The organism is Rhodovulum visakhapatnamense (assembly GCF_004365965.1).
Lineage (GTDB): Bacteria > Pseudomonadota > Alphaproteobacteria > Rhodobacterales > Rhodobacteraceae > Rhodovulum > Rhodovulum visakhapatnamense.
Genome location: NZ_SOEB01000026.1, coordinates 1 through 16,293, shown reverse-complemented (window position 1 = coordinate 16,293; position 16,293 = coordinate 1). Strand labels below are relative to the sequence as shown.

Here is a 16,293-nt window from a genome sequence, read left to right as displayed (position 1 = left end):
GGCGCCGCGGCGTCAGTCGTAGCTGGCGGCGACCTCGTACATCACCGGCTCGAAGCTCTTGCACAGGTCGGCAAAGCGCCGGGTGCGCACCCGCATCTCGGCGCTGCGCAGCATCGCCTGGAAATCCTCGCGCCGCCGCCATTGCGAATAATTCGCGATCCGGGTCTGGGCGTCGTTCACATGCAGCGCCGCGCCGATGAAGCCCGGCTGCTTCGAGATGAACTCGGCCAGCGCCGCCTGCAACTCGTCCAGCAGGTCCTGACAGGTGCCGGGCGTCACGTCGAAGGTGGTGATGATGGTTTGCAGCTCTGCCTGGGGGGTGATCTGGGGCATGGTCGTCTCCGATCTTCCTGGGTCTGGGGGCGCTCAGCGCACGACGTGAACGGCGCAGTGCGCGTGGCGCACCACGCGGGCGGCGGTCGAGCCGAGGAAATAGTCCTTCAGTTCGGGCCGGTGCGAATGCATCACGATGCAATCGACGCCATGGCGTTCGGCATAGTCGACGATGGTCATCCCGGCATGGCCGGTCACCACCCGGATCTCGACATCGCCGACGCCCGCCAGCGCGCCGGTCAGTTCCGTCCTGATCGCCGCGCGGGTCTCTTCTTCCTGCCCTTCGGGCAGATATTGCGCCATGTAGGGCGGGATCGCCTCGGCCACGGTCAAGACCGTGATCGTCCCGTCCGTGGCACGCAGCCGCCGCGCAATCTCCAGCACATCGGCCAGATCGGGCGCATGGTCCACCGCCACGGGAACAAGAATATTGGCATACATCGCTTCGGCACCTCTCCGCCTGACGCCGAGCATCGCAGCGCTCTGGCCCGCGATCCTTGACGCAAATCATGTGCTTGCAGCCTAGTGATGTCGGACGGCGGAGGGAACCGGTTTCGCGCGACCCAGCGCCCCAGTCTGTGCCCCCAGTCTGTGCCGTCAATCTGTGCCGTCAGTCATTGGCGGGCGCGGCCAGTTGGCCCTGCACATGCCGCACGATGGCGTCGAGAATGGCAATGCGATGCGCCCCCGGCGGACGGATCGCGTAATAGCCGACGCCGATTTCCGGCAGGAAAGGAATGCCGACCAGGGCGACTCCGGCCGCGCGAATCGAGATTTCGTCGACGATCGCAATGCCCATTCCGTCGGCCGCGAAATGGCAGCAGTTCAGCATCGAGCTTTCGACGAGACTTGCCGGCGCGGCGGTGGCCTGGGCCAGCGCGGTGTCGAGTGCAAGCCTGACCGGCGAGTTCCGTCCCGGAATCAGCAGCCTCTCGCCCGCGAGATCGTCGGGGACGCAGACTGCGCGTCCGGCCAGCGGATGGCCGGGCGGCACCGCCGCGACCGCCGTCATCTGGCGCAGGCGCTGGGCGCGGGGATCCATGCGCTGGCGGCGATAGACGAAACCGATATCGTATTGCGCATTCTCGACCATGTCCCAGATGTGGCGGCTGTTCTCGACATCGATCACCAGCGGCACGTCGCGGCGGTCGCCGATCACCTCGCGGATGGCGCGCTGCAGGTAGGGACGCACCAGCGAGGTGACGGTGCCGATCCGGATCACGACGTTCTTGTGGTCGCGGATGTCCTCGGCGGCTTGGGCGATCTGGTCGAGCCCGAGGTAAAGCCGTTCGACCTCGCGATACAGCAGCGTCGCCTCGGGCGTCGGGTCGAGCCGGGCGCCGCGCCGCTGAAAGAGCGAAAGCCCGATGGTGTCCTCGAGGTCGCGGATCAGCCGACTCACCGCGGGTTGGGTGACGTGCATCGCCGTGGCGGCCGAGGTGATGCCGCCGGTCATCATCACGCTTCGGAAGGCCTCGATCTGCCTGTGCCGCAATCGCATGATCTTGCTCCTGTATAACATTAGGGCATGATGAAGACACTAAATACAATTTCATGCCGATTCACGAAATCGCTAATTTTTGGTCGGCCCGGCGTGGAGGATGCAGGGCGCCCTTGTGAATCGGAGGAGTTCCCGGATGAAACGCGTTGCCTCGGCGGCCATCCTCGCGGCCTGCGCCACCCTCGCGCCCAGCCTCGTTTCGGCGCAGGCGCTGACCATCGGTCTGGCGGCTTCGACCACTTCGATGGACCCGCAATTCTATGTCGTCGGCCCGAACAGCGCGATGGCGCGGAACATCTTCGACGGGCTGGTGAACCAGGACGACAAGCAGCAGATCCAGCCCGCGCTGGCGGTGTCCTGGCGGGTGATCGACGACACCACCTGGGAATTCAGCCTGCGCGAGGGCGTGACCTTCCACGATGGCAGCGCTTTCACCGCCGAGGACGTGGTGGCCAGCCTCAACCGGGTGCCCATGGCCTCGAGGAACAGCCCGAGTTCCTTCATGCCCTATGTCAAGGCGATCACCTCGGTCGCGGCGGTCGACCCGCTGACCGTGCGCATCACCACGGCCGAACCGACCCCGCTCTTGCCGAACGATCTCAGCCGGATAGCGATGCTGCCCGCCGAGGATGCCGAGGTCACGACCGAAGAGATGAACGCGGGCAAGGGCGTGATCGGCACCGGGCCGTTCAAGTTCGTGTCCTGGGTGCCGGACAGCGAGGTGAAGGTCGCCCGCAACGACGCGTACTGGGCCGGTCCCGCCGCTTGGGAAGACGTGACCTTCAAGATCTTCAAGAACAACAGCGCCCGGGTCGCGGCGATGCTGTCGGGCGATGTCGACATGATCGAGAGCATCCCGACCGCCGATACCCGCCGCCTGAAAACTTCCGACGATCTCAGGGTGGTCTCGGTCGCGGGCAACCGGGTGATGTATCTGCACATGGATCAGGGCCGCGAGGTCTCGCCCTTTGCCACGGGGCCCGACGGCAAGAACCCCCTTCGCGACGAACGGGTCCGCCGCGCGCTGTCGCTGTCGCTGAACCGAGAGGCCATCGTCGACCGGATCATGGACGGCCAGGGCGTGCCCGCGGGCCAGCTCGTGCCCGAGGGCTATTTCGGCTACGATCCGTCGATCGCGGTCGATCCCTACGATCCGGCAAAGGCGAAGGAGCTGCTGGCCGAGGCCGGCTATCCGGACGGCTTCAAGCTGACCTTCCACGCCTCGAACGACCGCTATCCCAATGACAGCCGCGTGGCCCAGGCCATCGGCCAGTTCTTCAGCCGGATCGGCATCGACACCTCGGTCGAGACGCTCCCCGCCAGCGTCTATTTCTCGCGCGCCTCGAACCTCGAATTCAGCTTCATCATGGGCGGGGCCGCGGTCGAGACCGGCGAGGCCTCGGGCGTGCTGGGGCCGCTTCTGGAAACCTATGGCGACAGCGCCGGGCGCGGCAATCGCGGCCGCTATTCGAACCCCGAGTTCGACGCGACCTTGCAGCAGGCGCGCCAGACCCTCGACGATGACGCCCGCCGCGAGCTGCTGCAGAAGGCGACCCGCATCGCGATGACCGATCTCGGGGTGATCCCGGTCTTCTACCTCGCCAATACCTGGGCGCTGGAAAACGGGCTGAGCTATCCTGGCCGCTCCGACGGCTATACGCTGGCCTATGAGGTCCGTCCGGAATGAGCGCGGATGCGGGCCGGGCCTTTCGCGGCGTCTTTCCCTATCTGGTCTCCCCGCTCGACGCCACGGGCGGGATCCGGGAGGACGTTCTGGCCGCGCTTGTCGAGCGACTGATCGCGGCGGGCGTTCATGGGCTCGCGCCGCTCGGCAGCACCGGCGAGTTCGCCTATATCTCGAACGATCAGCGGCTTGCCGTCGCGACGGCCACGATCCGCGCGGCGAAGGGCCGGGTGCCGGTGGTGCCGGGCGTGGCGTCCACCTCGACGGCAGATGCGGTGGCGCAGACCCGGGCCATGGTCGCCGCCGGGGCCGATGGCATCCTGGCGATCCTCGAGGCCTATTTCCCGGTCGGCGAGGCGGGCGTCGAGGCCTATTTCACCGCCATCGCCGAAGCCGCCCGGGGCCTGCCGGTGGTGCTTTACACCAATCCGAACTTCCAGCGTTCCGATCTGACGTTGCCGGTGATCGACCGCCTGAGCCGGGTGCCGAACATCCGCTACATCAAGGATGCCTCGTCCAATACCGGGCGGCTTCTGTCGATCCTGAACCGCTGCGGCGACCGGATCGAGGTCTTCGCCGCCTCGGCCCATATCCCGGCCTGCGTGATGCTGATTGGCGGCGTCGGCTGGATGGCGGGTCCGGCCTGCATCGTGCCCGAGCAGAGCATCGCGCTGTACGACGCGGCCCGCGCGGGCGACTGGGCGCGGGCGATGGAGGTGCAGCGTTCGCTCTGGCGCATCAACGAGCTTTTCGCCCGCCATTCGCTGGCGGCCTGCATCAAGGCCGCGCTGCAGTTGCAGGGGTTCGACGTGGGCGACCCGGTTGCCCCGCAGGCGCCGCTCGACGCGGCGGCCCGCGACGATCTGGCCGAGGCGCTGGGCGCCATCGGCGCGCTGTAGACCGGCCCGGCCGGGACGCACTTTCCAATGGACGACACGACCATGACGGCTTCTCTTCCAGTCATCTTCGACTGCGATCCCGGAATCGACGACAGCATCGCGCTTTTGGGTGCCTTCGTCGCGCCCGAGCTCGATATTCGCGCGATCCTGACCGTCTGCGGCAACCAGCCGCTGGAGCGGACGCTGCGCAATGCGCTGCAGATCTGCGAACTGGCGGGACGGGACGGTATTCCGGTGCATCCGGGCGCCCCAAGGCCGCTGTGCCGAGAGCCGATCCACGGGCTTTTTCATGGCGAGACCGGGCTTGGCGCGGCGCGGCTGCCCGAGCCGCAGAAGCGGCCCGAGCCGACCGGCGCGGTCGAGGCGCTGATCGATCATCTGGGCCGCGCGGTGCGGGAGGGGGGGCCCAGGATCACGCTGTGCTGTCTGGGGCCGCTGACCAACCTGGCACTGGCGCTGCGGATCGCGCCCGACATCGCCGGAGGCATCGAGCGGGTCGTGATGATGGGCGGGGCGTTCCATGCGCCCGGCAACCGGTCGCTGACCTCCGAATTCAACATGCTGGCCGATCCGCATGCGGCCGCGGTCGTGTTTGCCGCCGGGCTGCCGATGACCGTGCTTGGGCTGGATGCCACCCATCAGGTGATCCTGCGCCCCGAGCATGTGGCCCGGTTCGTGGGGGCCAGCGGACGGATTTCGGCGGCGATGGCGGGGCTGATGGCGTCCTGGGACCGCAACGACCCGAAGCGTTACGGCACGCGCGGGGGGCCGCTGCACGACCCGCTGGTCACCGCCTTCCTGCTGCGTCCCGACCTGTTCGAGACCCGTCCCGCCCGGATCTTCGTCGAAACCGAAAGCCCGCTTTGCCTCGGCCAGACCGTGGCCGACTGGTACGGCCAGTCGGGCGCGCCCGCCAATGCAGATATCGTCCTCAAGGTGGATGCCGAGGGCGTCATCGATCTCTATCTGGGGCTTCTGACACAGTACGAGATGCGTGGCGCCGCATGAGCCCCACCCGGATCATCATCGACTGCGATCCGGGTGTCGATGACGCAGCGGCGATCCTGATGGCGCTGGGCTCGCCCGAGCTCGATGTGCTTGGGGTCACGACGGTTGCGGGCAATGTCACGCTGTCGGCGACGCTGACCAATGCCTGCCGGATCGTCGGGCTGGCGAGGCGCCCGGACGTTCCGGTGATGGCCGGGGCGCGGGCGCCGCTTCTGCGCGATCAGATCTTCGGCAAGTATGCCGAGATAGGCGCCTTTCCGGCCCACCTGGTCGGGATGGGCCGGGTCGAGCCCGCGGCCGAGAATGCCGTGCGCTTCATTGCGCGCATGGCCTGGGCGGCGGCGCGGACCCAGTCCCCGCTGACGATCTGTGCCATCGGGCCGCTGACCAATATCGCGCTGGCGCTGCGGCTGCATCCGGAAGTGGCGCGGGGCATCCGCCGGATCGTCTGCATGGGGGGAACCTTCCAGGCGCCGGGCCATGCCAGCCGCTGGGCCGAGTTCAACATGCTGGCCGACCCGCATGCGGCCGCAATCGTCTTCGATTCGGGCGTGCCGCTGGTGCTGTTCCCGCTGGACGTGACCACCAAGGCCCTTTTCACCGAACGCCATGTCGCGGCCTTCCGCGCCAGCGGCAGCGAGGGCGGGCGGGCGCTGGCCAATCTCTTGACCGAATACGACCGCAGCGACCCGGCCCGGTATGGCCGTCTGGGCGGGCCGCTGCACGACGCGATGACCGTGGCCTGGCTGCTGCGGCCGGGGCTGTTCACCGGGCGTCCGGCCCGGGTCGAGGTTCAGCTGACCGGCCCGGCCAACGGTCAGACCTTCGCAGATTTCGCCGCGCCGTCGCCGCGCGTGGCGGTCATGACCGGGGTGGACGAGCCGGGCTATATCGCGCTGGTATCCGAGAGGATCGCCGCGGCGGGCCGGGCCGGACATCGCGGGCCGGGCGCGGGGACGCAGAAAGGGAAGGCGGAATGAGCGGATATCTCTTCAGCCGGCTGCTGCAGACGCTGGTGACGCTGTTCGTCATGTCGGTGCTGGTCTTCGGCGGTCTGCACATGGTGGGCAACCCGGTCGACGTGCTGCTGAGCCCCACGGCGACCCCCGCCGAGCGGCTGGAGGTGATCCGGTCCTTCGGGCTCGATCAGCCGGTCTGGGTGCAATACGGGATTTTCCTCAGGAACGCGCTGTCGGGCGATCTGGGAAATTCCTTCGTCTACAACCAGCCCGCGCTGCACCTGATCCTGCAACGGATGCCCGCGACGCTGGAACTGGCGGCAGCGGCCCTGGTCATGGCGCTGGCGCTCGGGCTGCCGCTGGGGATCTATGCCGGGCTCAGGCCGAACGGGGGACTTGCGAAGGCGATCATGGCCTTCTCGATCCTCGGCTTCTCGCTGCCGACCTTCTGGATCGGGCTGGTGATGATCATGGTCTTCGCGGTCCAGCTGGGCTGGCTGCCCTCGTCAGGACGCGGCGACACGGTCGACGTGTTCGGTGTGCCGCTGAGCCTGTTCACCCTCGACGGGCTGGCCCATATCGCACTGCCTGCCTTCAATCTCGCGCTGTTCAAGATCTCGCTGGTGATCCGCATCACCCGGGCGGGCGTGCTCGAGACCCTGCAGCTCGATTTCGTGCGCTTCGCCCGCGCCAAGGGCCTGCCCGAAGCACGCATCGTGCTTGTCCATGTGCTGAAGAACACGCTTATTCCGCTGATCACGGTGATCGGGCTGGAGCTTGGATCGCTGATCGCCTTCGCGGTGGTGACGGAAACGATCTTTGCCTGGCCCGGCATGGGCAAGCTGATCATCGATTCGATCGCCGTGCTCGACCGGCCGGTGATCCTGGCCTACCTGATGATCACGGTCGTGATGTTCAGCGTCATCAACCTCGCCGTCGACATCCTGTATTCCATCGTCGATCCGCGCGTCCGGCTGGAGGGCAACTGACATGACCGAGGCATCCGAACCCGCATCTTGGGCCCGTCGCGGCGCCGAGGCAGCGCCGCCGTCGGCGTCGCCCTTCCGGCAGACACTGGGCGCGCTTCTGCGCGACCCGCTGGCGCTGATCGGCATCGTCATCGTCGCCCTTCTGGTGATCGGCGCGGTCGCCGCGCCGCAGATCGCGCCGCAGGACCCCTATGATCTCGCCCAGCTCGACATCATGGATGGGCGGCTCGCGCCTGGATCGCAAAGCATGACCGGCATGGTCTACCTGCTGGGGACCGACGATCAGGGCCGCGATCTGTTCAGCGCGATCCTGTTCGGGCTGAGGACCAGCCTTCTGGTGGGGATCGCGAGTGCCGCCATCGCGCTGGCCATCGGCGCCTCGGTGGGGCTGTTCAGCGCCTATGCGGGCGGGCGGACCGACGCCTTCCTGATGCGGATCGTCGACATCCAGCTCAGCTTTCCGGCGATCCTGATCGCGCTGATCTTCCTCGCGATCCTCGGGCAGGGCGTCGACAAGATCATCCTCGCGCTCGTCGTCACCCAATGGGCCTATTACGCGCGCACCGTCCGCGGCTCGGCGCTGGTGGAACGCAAGCGCGCCTATGTCGATGCCGCCCGCTCGATGGCGCTGCCCGACCGGCGGATCCTCTTTCGCCATATCCTGCCGAACTGCCTGCCGCCGCTGATCGTCGTGGCCACCATGCGCGTGGCCTATGCGATCATGCTGGAAGCCACGCTGAGCTTTCTGGGCATCGGGCTGCCGGTGACCGAGCCCTCGCTGGGGCTGCTGGTCTCGAACGGCTACGAATACCTGCTGTCGGGCGATTACTGGATCAGCTTCTATCCCGGCCTCGCGCTTCTCATCCTGATCGTCTCGATCAACCTCATCGGCGACTCGCTGCGCGACATCCTCAATCCCCGCAGGGAGGGCTGACCCTTGGCGGACCCCGTTCTTTCGGTTCAGGACCTGACCACCTCCTTCCGCGTCGACGGCCAGTGGCGAAGCGTCGTGCGCAATGCAAGCTTCGACATCGGTCCGAAGGAAACCGTGGCTGTGGTGGGCGAGTCGGGCTCTGGCAAAAGCGTGACCGCGATGTCGATCATGCGCCTGCTGCCGCCCGGCAATGCGCGCTGCACCGGCCGGATCGCGTTCGAGGGCGAGGACCTTCTGGCCGGGCCGCTCGACCGGATGCAGGCGATCCGCGGCAACCGGATCGGCATGATCTTCCAGGAGCCGATGACCTCGCTGAACCCAGTGCTGAAGATCGGCAGCCAGATCACCGAGGTGCTGCGCCAGCATCGCGGGCTGGACGGCGCCGAAGCCGAGGCCGAGGCGGTGCGGCTTCTGGACCGGGTGCGCATCCCTTCGGCGAAACAGCGGCTGGGCGAGTATCCGATGAACTTCTCGGGCGGCATGCGTCAGCGGGTGGTGATCGCCATCGCGCTGGCCTGTTCGCCGAAGCTGCTGATCGCGGACGAGCCGACCACCGCGCTTGACGTGACGATCCAGGCGCAGATCCTCGAACTGATCAAGACGCTGCAGGAAGAAGAGGGCATGTCGGTCCTCTTCATCACCCATGACATGGGCGTGGTGGCCGAGATCTCGGACCGGACCGTTGTCATGTATCGCGGAGAGGTGGTCGAGAAGGCCACGACCGAGGCGATCTTCCGCGAGGCCAGACACCCCTATTCCCGCGCGCTCCTGTCCGCGGTGCCGCAGCTGGGCGCGATGGCGGGCCAGGACCGGCCGCTGCGCTTTCCACGGGTCGACATGGCGACGGGCGAGATCGCGCCGCCGCCGCCCACCGCCGATACCGTGCGTGCCGATGCGCCGCCGGTGCTGAAGGTCGAGAACCTCGTCACGCGCTTTCCGGTCCGCAAGGGGCTGCTGCGCCGGGTCGTGGGCCGGATCCATGCGGTCGAGGACATCTCGTTCGAGCTGCGCCAGGGCGAGACCCTGTCGCTGGTGGGCGAAAGCGGCTGCGGCAAGTCGACCACCGGCCGGTCGCTGATCCGGCTGGAAGAGCCGTCGGGCGGCACTGTCGGGATGGACGGGCATGACGTGCGCGGGGCCGGGCATTCGGAGCTGACGAAGATCCGCCGCGACGTGCAGATGATCTTTCAGGACCCGTTTGAAAGCCTCAATCCCCGCATCCGTATCGGCGAGGCCATTGCCGAACCGATGATCGTGCACGGGCTCGTCTCGCATCGCGAGGCGCCCGCGCGGGTGGCCGACCTGCTGGAGCGGGTCGGGCTGTCGGGCGAGATGATGCAGCGGTTTCCGCATGAATTCTCGGGCGGCCAGCGTCAGCGGATCTGCATTGCCCGGGCGCTGGCGCTGGAGCCGAAACTGATCGTCGCCGATGAATCCGTCTCGGCGCTGGACGTGTCGGTGAAGGCGCAGGTCATCAACCTGATGCTCGATCTGCAAGAAAACTACGGGCTGGGATACCTGTTCATCAGCCATGACATGGCGGTCGTGGAACGGATCAGCCACCGGGTCGCGGTGATGTATCTGGGTGAGATCGTCGAGATCGGCCCGCGCGCGGCCGTGTTCGAGACCCCCCGGCACCCCTATACCCGCAAGCTGATCGCGGCCGTTCCGGTGGCCGACCCGTCGCGCCGCCGCCGCCGGGTGGTGGCGGGCGACGAGATCCGCAGCCCCTATCGCCCGGCCGATTATGTCGCCCCGAAACGGCTTTACCGCGAAGTCGGAGAGGGGCATTTCGTGCAGATCCACGAAAGCGAGGCCGCCGCATGATCGTCACCTTCGGATCGCTGAACGCCGACCTGATCTTTTCGGTCGAGACGCTGCCGCAGCCGGGCCAGACCCTGATGGCGCAGGGCTTCACCACCGAGGCAGGCGGCAAGGGCGCCAATCAGGCGCTGGCCGCGGCGCTGGACGGTGCCGAGGTGGCGCTGGCGGGGGCGGTCGGGCAGGACGCGTTGGCCGAGGTCGCGCTGGCCGGGCTGGCGGGCCGGGTCGATCTGACGCGCGTGGCCCGGCTGGAGGCGCCCACCGGCTGTGCCGCGATCCATCGCGATCCCGAGGGCCGGAACGAGATCGTGGTCGCGGGCGGGGCCAATCTGGCAGCCTCGTCGGGCAGCGTCGAGGATGCTCTGCTGGACCGCGCCTCGGTCCTGCTTTTGCAGATGGAGAACGATCCGGCCGAAATCGCCCGGCTGATCCGGCGCTGTCGCCCGGCGCGGGCGCTGTCGATCCTGAACCTCGCCCCGGCCTATCGGCTCGATCCCGAGGTGCTGGGGCTTTGCGATCTGATCGTGGTCAACGAGGACGAGGCGGCGGCGATGGCGGGCTGGCTTGGCTGCACGCCCGATCCCCGGTCGTTGGCCGAAGCCTCGGGCGCGGGCATCCTGCGGACCTTGGGCGGCGAGGGGGCCGAACTGTGCTGGCAGGGGCAGGAGATCGCGATCCCCGCGATGCCCTGCACACCGAAGGACACGACCGCTGCCGGGGACTGTTTCGTCGGAGTCTTCGCCGCCGCGCTCGACCGGGGCGAGACGCCCGGGGCGGCGCTGCGACGTGCCGCCGCCGCCGCCGCCATCGCCTGTACCCGGATCGGCAGCCAGTCGAGCCTGCCCGAGGCCCGCGACACAGATGCGCTGCTGGGGCACTGATCGCGCCGGACCCGGTCCCGTCGCATCCGACGAGCCCGGGGGCATGGCTTTACCGCACGCCGATTTCGGCCAGCGCTGCCATCAGTTGCGGCGGCAGGTCATCCTCGTCCGGGCGGGTGGCGGGAAGATCGCGCGGCGCGTCGCCGGCCTCGAGATAGCGCCAGCCCTGGAACGGGCGGCGTGGCACCGCCTCGGTGCGGATCACCTCGGGGTCGAGCACGATGGCGCAGCGCGCAATCCCGTCCTCGCCGGTGAGCTCGTCGAGCCTGAGAACGCGCTGGCGCGCGAGGATCGCGCCCTTGAAGACCCAGTAAAGCGAGCCGCCGTCGAGCAGGTCGGCCGCGCGTTTCGGCCACATCCGGGTGACATGCCGGGGCAGGCCGTCGGGCAGGGCGGCACGGCGTGCGGTCTGCCAGTCGATCAGGTCCTCGACCCGGTCCGCACCGACGCAGAGCTTCACCAGATTGACATGGCCCCCGGCCATCCTGTTCCCACCAGATTCTGTTAACGAAAACCCAACCTAAGCTAGCCGTAGCGGAGTTCAAGCAGTTCCGGCGCATATACGGGCAGTGGAGCGGTTGCACTGCCGGGGCTCAGCCCCTATGCTGGTCTACCTCTCCGCGCACCCGAGGATTCCCCGCATGAGCCGTTTCGCAGCCCCCATCGCCGAGCAGATCTGGGACATGAAGTACCGCCTGAAGGACGCCGAGGGCGCACCAGCCGATGGGACGGTCGAAGACACCTGGCGCCGGATCGCCCGCGCCCTGGCCCAGGCCGAAGCCGACCCCGCGAAATGGGAAGAGGTGTTCTTCGGGGCGCTGGAGGATTTCAAGTTCCTGCCCGCGGGCCGGATCACCGCGGGCGCCGGGACCGGCCGGGCGGTGACGCTGTTCAACTGCTTCGTGATGGGCACGATCCCCGACAGCATGGCCGGCATCTTCGACATGCTGAAAGAGGCCGCGCTGACCATGCAGCAGGGCGGCGGCATCGGCTATGATTTCTCGACCATCCGGCCCAAGGGCGCGGATGTGAAGGGCGTGGCGGCGGACGCCTCGGGGCCGCTGTCCTTCATGGATGTCTGGGACGCGATGTGCCGCACGATCATGTCGGCAGGCTCGCGCCGGGGTGCGATGATGGCCACCATGCGCTGCGACCACCCCGATATCGAGCAGTTCATCATCGCCAAGCAGGACCCGGCGCGGCTGAGAAACTTCAACCTCTCTGTGCTGGTGACCGACGCCTTCATGGAGGCGGTGAAGGCGGGCGGCACCTGGGAGCTGCAATTCGACGGCAAGGTCTATCACACCGTCGAGGCGCGCGATCTGTGGAACCGGATCATGCGCGCGACTTACGATTACGCCGAGCCGGGCGTGATCTTCATCGACCGCATCAACCAGATGAACAACCTTGCCTATTGCGAGACCATCGCGGCGACGAACCCCTGCGGCGAGCAGCCCCTGCCGCCCTATGGCGCCTGTCTGCTGGGGTCGATCAACCTCGCGCGGCTGGTGGCGGAGCCCTTCGAGGCGGGCGCCGCGCTGGACGAGGCGGCGCTTGAGACGCTGGTCGCGACCGCGGTGCGGATGATGGACAACGTGGTCGACATCTCGCGCTTTGCGCTCGACGCGCAGCGCCACGAGGCGCAGGCCAAGCGGCGGATCGGGCTGGGCGTGACCGGGCTTGCCGATGCGCTGCTGATGGTGGGCCTGCGTTACGGGTCCGAGGAGGCGGCGCGTCAGACCTCGCGCTGGTTGCACCGGATCGCCCGCGCCGCGTATCTGGCCTCGGTGCAATTGGCGAAGGAGAAGGGGGCCTTCCCGCTCTTTGACGCCGAGAAGTATCTGGACAGCGGGGCCTTGGCGCATATGGATGCCGATGTCCGTGCCGCCATTGCAGAGCACGGCATCCGCAACGCCCTGCTGACCTCGATCGCGCCGACCGGCACCATCAGCCTTTATGCGGGCAATGTGTCCTCGGGGATCGAGCCGGTCTTTGCCTACAGCTACAAGCGCAAGGTGCTGCAGCGCGACGGCAGCCGGACCGAGGAAGAGGTCGTGGATTACGCCGTCCAGCTTTGGCGCGACAAGTTCGGCCAGGCCGATCTGCCCGACTATTTCGTGAATGCCCAGACGCTGTCGCCTTCGGAACATGTGCGGATGCAGGCGGCGGCCCAGACCTGGGTCGATTCCTCGATTTCGAAGACCATCAACTGCCCCGAGGATATCGCCTTCGACGCCTTCAAGGACGTCTACATGCAGGCCTACGAAACCGGCTGCAAGGGCTGCACCACCTACCGGCCGAACGATGTCACCGGGTCGGTCCTGACGGTCTCGGAAAGCTCGGACGAGACGCCCGAGGCCGAAACCGGCGCCGATGTGGTCTATCTGTCCGACCCGCTGGACCGGCCGCATGCGCTGGAGGGCAACACCTACAAGCTGAAATGGCCTGACAGCGAACACGCCATCTACATCACCATCAACGATATCGTCATCGCGGGCCGCCGCCGTCCCTTCGAGGTCTTCATCAACTCGAAGAACATGGAGCATTTCGCCTGGACCGTGGCGCTGACGCGGATGATTTCGGCGGTGTTCCGGCGCGGTGGCGATGTGAGTTTCGTGGTCGAGGAACTGAAGGCCGTCTTCGACCCGCGCGGCGGGGCCTGGATGCAGGGCAAGTACATCCCCTCGATCCTGGCGGCGATCGGCGGCGTCATCGAGCGGCACCTCGTCGCCATTGGTTTTATCGAAGCTGAAGGCAAGGGGCTGAAGGCCGATCCGAAGTATCAGGCGATGGCCGTCGGTGACACCGCCCGCGGCCCTGCCTGCCCCAGTTGCGGGACGTTCGGAATGCACATGGTCGAGGGCTGCATGACCTGCGTGAGCTGCGGGTATTCCAAATGCGGCTAGCGGTCACATCCCGCGTTGTAGTGTGAGACCCAACATATCTTGTCCATTTCCGGGGTAATTTGACCATTCCGGCACAGGATTAATGACCATCGGCTGCGCTGCAGTCGGTGGTTTCTTTTTATATCAATGGCTTGCGCGACTGGCGGATTTGCGGCCTTCGGTGCTCCGCCGGAGCGCTCCGTCCTGGTGGGCGACGTTGACGGCTAGCGGCGCTTTCGGCATCCCTCAGGGCCAATCCGGCCGGGTTCTTTCCAACCTCCCCCTCGTGCAGAGCGTCTGCCCGAGGGCATGGCGCCATGCGCCTGAAAGGACCTCCATGACGAAGATCAAGTTCATTGATGCCCGCTTCGCCGATGCCGACGAGAACGAGTTCGCCCTAAAGCGCCGCTTCGAGTGGCATCTGCGCAAGCTCCGTGCCCTTCATGACGGGGTGTCCCCAAAGGTTCCGGGAGACTTTGAGGATGAGTTGCGCTGGAACGAGGACCTCCTCGCCATGCCGCTCTCGGAAAAGGACCGCAACAAGGTGCTGCGCCGTGCGCGCCGGGTAATGGGCGCGCGTGCCAAGGCTTCCGGGCTCAGCCATCTCAGCGCGGATGACCGGCGCGCGCTCGAGGTGTTCCGCGGCGGGGCCGATCTGGTCGGCATTGGCAGCGAACACCGCGCTGATGAGATCGCCGCGGCCATTCATGCCGAGATGCCCTGGATGGCGGCCGCCACTGACTTCCTCTGGAAGGCAATGCGCCGCTCGGTGCGGGTGGGGGAGCCTGGATTCCGTCTGCCGCCCGTGCTGCTCGACGGCCCGCCGGGGATTGGCAAAAGCGTGTGGTCACGCGAGCTCGGGCGCCACCTCAGGGTGCCGCGTTGTGGCATCGAGGGGACCGCTGAGCAGGCCTCTTTCGTCGTCAACGGCTCGCAACGCGGCTGGGGCTCTGCCTTCCCGGGACGGCCCCTGCAGACCATCGTGCAGAGCCTCTGCGCGAACCCGATCGTGGTGGTCGACGAGATCGAGAAGGCCGGGACGCCGACCTCGACCAAGGGGCAGGCCTACGGCTTGGCCGAAGGACTGCTGCCGCTGCTGGAACGCTCGTCTGCTGCCGTCTGGAAATGCCCCTACTACCAGGTCGGGTTCGACATGTCCTGGATCAGCTGGGTCCTGACCGCAAACAGCCTGAGGACGCTTCCGGCCCCGTTCCTGAGCCGCCTGGAAATCCTGCGCCTCGCCGGCCCCGGCAAGGGAGACCTCATCTCCTTCGCGGAGCGCGAGAGCTCACGACGAGGGCTGTCCGATGCTGCCCTGGGCGCTATCTGCGAGGTGATCGATCACGTTGCCGGGGAGCATGATCTCAATCTACGCCATGTGTCCAGGATGCTGGAGAGGGCAGAGGCCATGGCAAGCAGCCCACTGTCGCATTGAGCGGTGGATGTGCGCGCCTTCGGTCGGCTCGGGCCATGGCTGCCGTCCGGGCTGCAGGCCACAAATGGTGGGTGGCAGCCCGAATTGGTGTCACGCCCGCGCTGTGCGGCCGACCCAAAGTTGCCTGCACGTTAGGGTTGTTTGATGCTCTGCTCGAAACTAAGGGCGGAGAGCTGATTTGCGGCGGTGTGGTATTATTGTTGCGGCGCTCATGTCCGAGTGACCGTTCACGGGCATGATTTTATTCGTATGGCAACTCACCGAACAGACCGATCATCAAATCACCGTCGTAGAGCGAGAAGGGAATCTCGACATAGTGGTCATGGTGGCGCGGAAGCGCTCGTCCATCGTTGGGCCCGTTCCTGGTGTGACCGCGAACCTGCTCGCCGTTCTCCTTTATATAGGGCAAGACCACCAGGCGGCCGTGGTTGGTGGACAGGATCGTGCCTTCCCTCCAAATCGTAGCACCATCGGATTCGCGTGTCGCCGAAGTTGCCTTGATTTGCCACCCTAAACCGTCATCTTCGTACCAGAAGACGATGCCGTTCGAGACCAGCACGCGTTCGCCGCGTGCCAAGGCTTCAGCGAGCAGTCGCTGGACGCTGGCGAGCTGGAGCAGTTGGTTGGCGCGCGGAAGAAGGATCTGGCGAATCCTAGCCTTAGCTTTCCCCCAATGGATGTTGGCGCTGAGGTCAAAGCCGTTGGCGATCTTGGCATGCTCAGCGGTCAAAGCCGCTTTAGCTCCCGCATGATAGGGTTTTGACCAGACGCCATCGATTCCGAGATATAGGAGAGATTGGCTCCAGCGGCTATTCGAGCGGCCGACCTTTGCAACCTGGAGATAGGGCATAATAGCCAGTTGCTCCGTAAACGGTGTCGCCACCCCACATTGCCGACGGGATCAGCCATTGCGAGTTGATACGCATCCAAAGAAAAGGAGTGCGTTTCGCAATGTTCGCAA

The 16,293-nt window shown here is 66.7% G+C and carries 15 protein-coding genes; 10 read left to right on the top strand and 5 right to left on the bottom strand.

Annotation, left to right across the window (positions count from 1 at the left end; translation table 11 throughout):
• Positions 1–12: 12 nt before the first annotated feature.
• The 3 genes from EV657_RS17965 to EV657_RS17955 all read right to left on the bottom strand — a co-directional run bounded on the left by EV657_RS17965 (position 13) and on the right by EV657_RS17955 (position 1,834).
• Positions 13–333: an antibiotic biosynthesis monooxygenase family protein gene (locus EV657_RS17965; RefSeq protein ID WP_134079191.1), complete on the bottom strand. Its 321-nt coding sequence runs from the start codon at positions 331–333 to the stop codon at positions 13–15.
• Between the two features lie 33 nt (positions 334–366).
• Positions 367–774: a universal stress protein gene (locus EV657_RS17960; protein WP_075786994.1), complete on the bottom strand. Its 408-nt coding sequence runs from the start codon at positions 772–774 to the stop codon at positions 367–369.
• Between the two features lie 169 nt (positions 775–943).
• The gene (locus EV657_RS17955; protein WP_075786993.1) at positions 944–1,834 is read right to left on the bottom strand and encodes a LysR family transcriptional regulator; all 891 of its coding nucleotides are present in this window, start codon (positions 1,832–1,834) and stop codon (positions 944–946) included.
• A 136-nt stretch (positions 1,835–1,970) separates the two neighbouring features.
• Between EV657_RS17955 and EV657_RS17950 the strand changes: the two genes are divergently transcribed.
• Genes EV657_RS17950 through EV657_RS17915 form a run of 8 tightly spaced genes read left to right on the top strand, consistent with a single transcriptional unit; the run spans position 1,971 to position 11,012 of the window.
• A complete protein-coding gene (locus EV657_RS17950) occupies positions 1,971–3,521 on the top strand; it encodes an ABC transporter substrate-binding protein (RefSeq protein ID WP_075786992.1) in 1,551 nt (516 codons plus the stop codon).
• Positions 3,518–4,417: a dihydrodipicolinate synthase family protein gene (locus EV657_RS17945; protein ID WP_134079189.1), complete on the top strand. Its 900-nt coding sequence runs from the start codon at positions 3,518–3,520 to the stop codon at positions 4,415–4,417. The genes EV657_RS17950 and EV657_RS17945 overlap by 4 nt, the downstream gene beginning before the upstream one ends.
• Positions 4,418–4,459: 42 nt before the next feature.
• Positions 4,460–5,425: a nucleoside hydrolase gene (locus EV657_RS17940; protein WP_134079188.1), complete on the top strand. Its 966-nt coding sequence runs from the start codon at positions 4,460–4,462 to the stop codon at positions 5,423–5,425.
• Entirely contained in the window at positions 5,422–6,405 is a 984-nt protein-coding gene (locus tag EV657_RS17935) for a nucleoside hydrolase (protein ID WP_134079186.1), read from the top strand. Before EV657_RS17940 ends, EV657_RS17935 begins: the two co-directional genes overlap by 4 nt.
• A complete protein-coding gene (locus tag EV657_RS17930; RefSeq protein WP_113668131.1) occupies positions 6,402–7,373 on the top strand; it encodes an ABC transporter permease in 972 nt (323 codons plus the stop codon). Before EV657_RS17935 ends, EV657_RS17930 begins: the two co-directional genes overlap by 4 nt.
• A 1-nt stretch (position 7,374) precedes the next feature.
• Positions 7,375–8,307, top strand: coding sequence for an ABC transporter permease (locus EV657_RS17925; protein WP_113668130.1), 933 nt, complete (start codon positions 7,375–7,377; stop codon positions 8,305–8,307).
• Between the two features lie 3 nt (positions 8,308–8,310).
• Complete coding sequence (locus EV657_RS17920; protein WP_134079185.1) at positions 8,311–10,134, top strand: ABC transporter ATP-binding protein; 1,824 nt, start codon at positions 8,311–8,313, stop codon at positions 10,132–10,134.
• Positions 10,131–11,012, top strand: a complete 882-nt coding sequence (locus tag EV657_RS17915; protein ID WP_134079183.1) for a ribokinase — start codon at positions 10,131–10,133, stop codon at positions 11,010–11,012. The genes EV657_RS17920 and EV657_RS17915 overlap by 4 nt, the downstream gene beginning before the upstream one ends.
• A 49-nt stretch (positions 11,013–11,061) precedes the next feature.
• Here the strand turns inward: EV657_RS17915 and EV657_RS17910 are convergent, their stop codons facing one another.
• On the bottom strand, positions 11,062–11,496 hold the full coding sequence (locus tag EV657_RS17910) for a DUF1489 family protein (protein WP_113668127.1): 435 nt from the start codon (positions 11,494–11,496) through the stop codon (positions 11,062–11,064).
• Between the two features lie 157 nt (positions 11,497–11,653).
• Here EV657_RS17910 and EV657_RS17905 point away from each other — a divergent pair, with 157 nt between their 5' ends.
• Complete coding sequence (locus EV657_RS17905; protein ID WP_134079181.1) at positions 11,654–13,918, top strand: adenosylcobalamin-dependent ribonucleoside-diphosphate reductase; 2,265 nt, start codon at positions 11,654–11,656, stop codon at positions 13,916–13,918.
• A 316-nt stretch (positions 13,919–14,234) separates the two neighbouring features.
• Entirely contained in the window at positions 14,235–15,332 is a 1,098-nt protein-coding gene (locus EV657_RS17900) for an AAA family ATPase (RefSeq protein WP_134079179.1), read from the top strand.
• 241 nt (positions 15,333–15,573) lie between these two features.
• Here EV657_RS17900 and EV657_RS17895 read toward each other — a convergent pair whose 3' ends face one another.
• Positions 15,574–16,182 (bottom strand): hypothetical protein, encoded by a 609-nt coding sequence (locus EV657_RS17895; protein WP_208323304.1) that lies wholly within the window; start codon positions 16,180–16,182, stop codon positions 15,574–15,576.
• Positions 16,183–16,293: the final 111 nt, after the last annotated feature.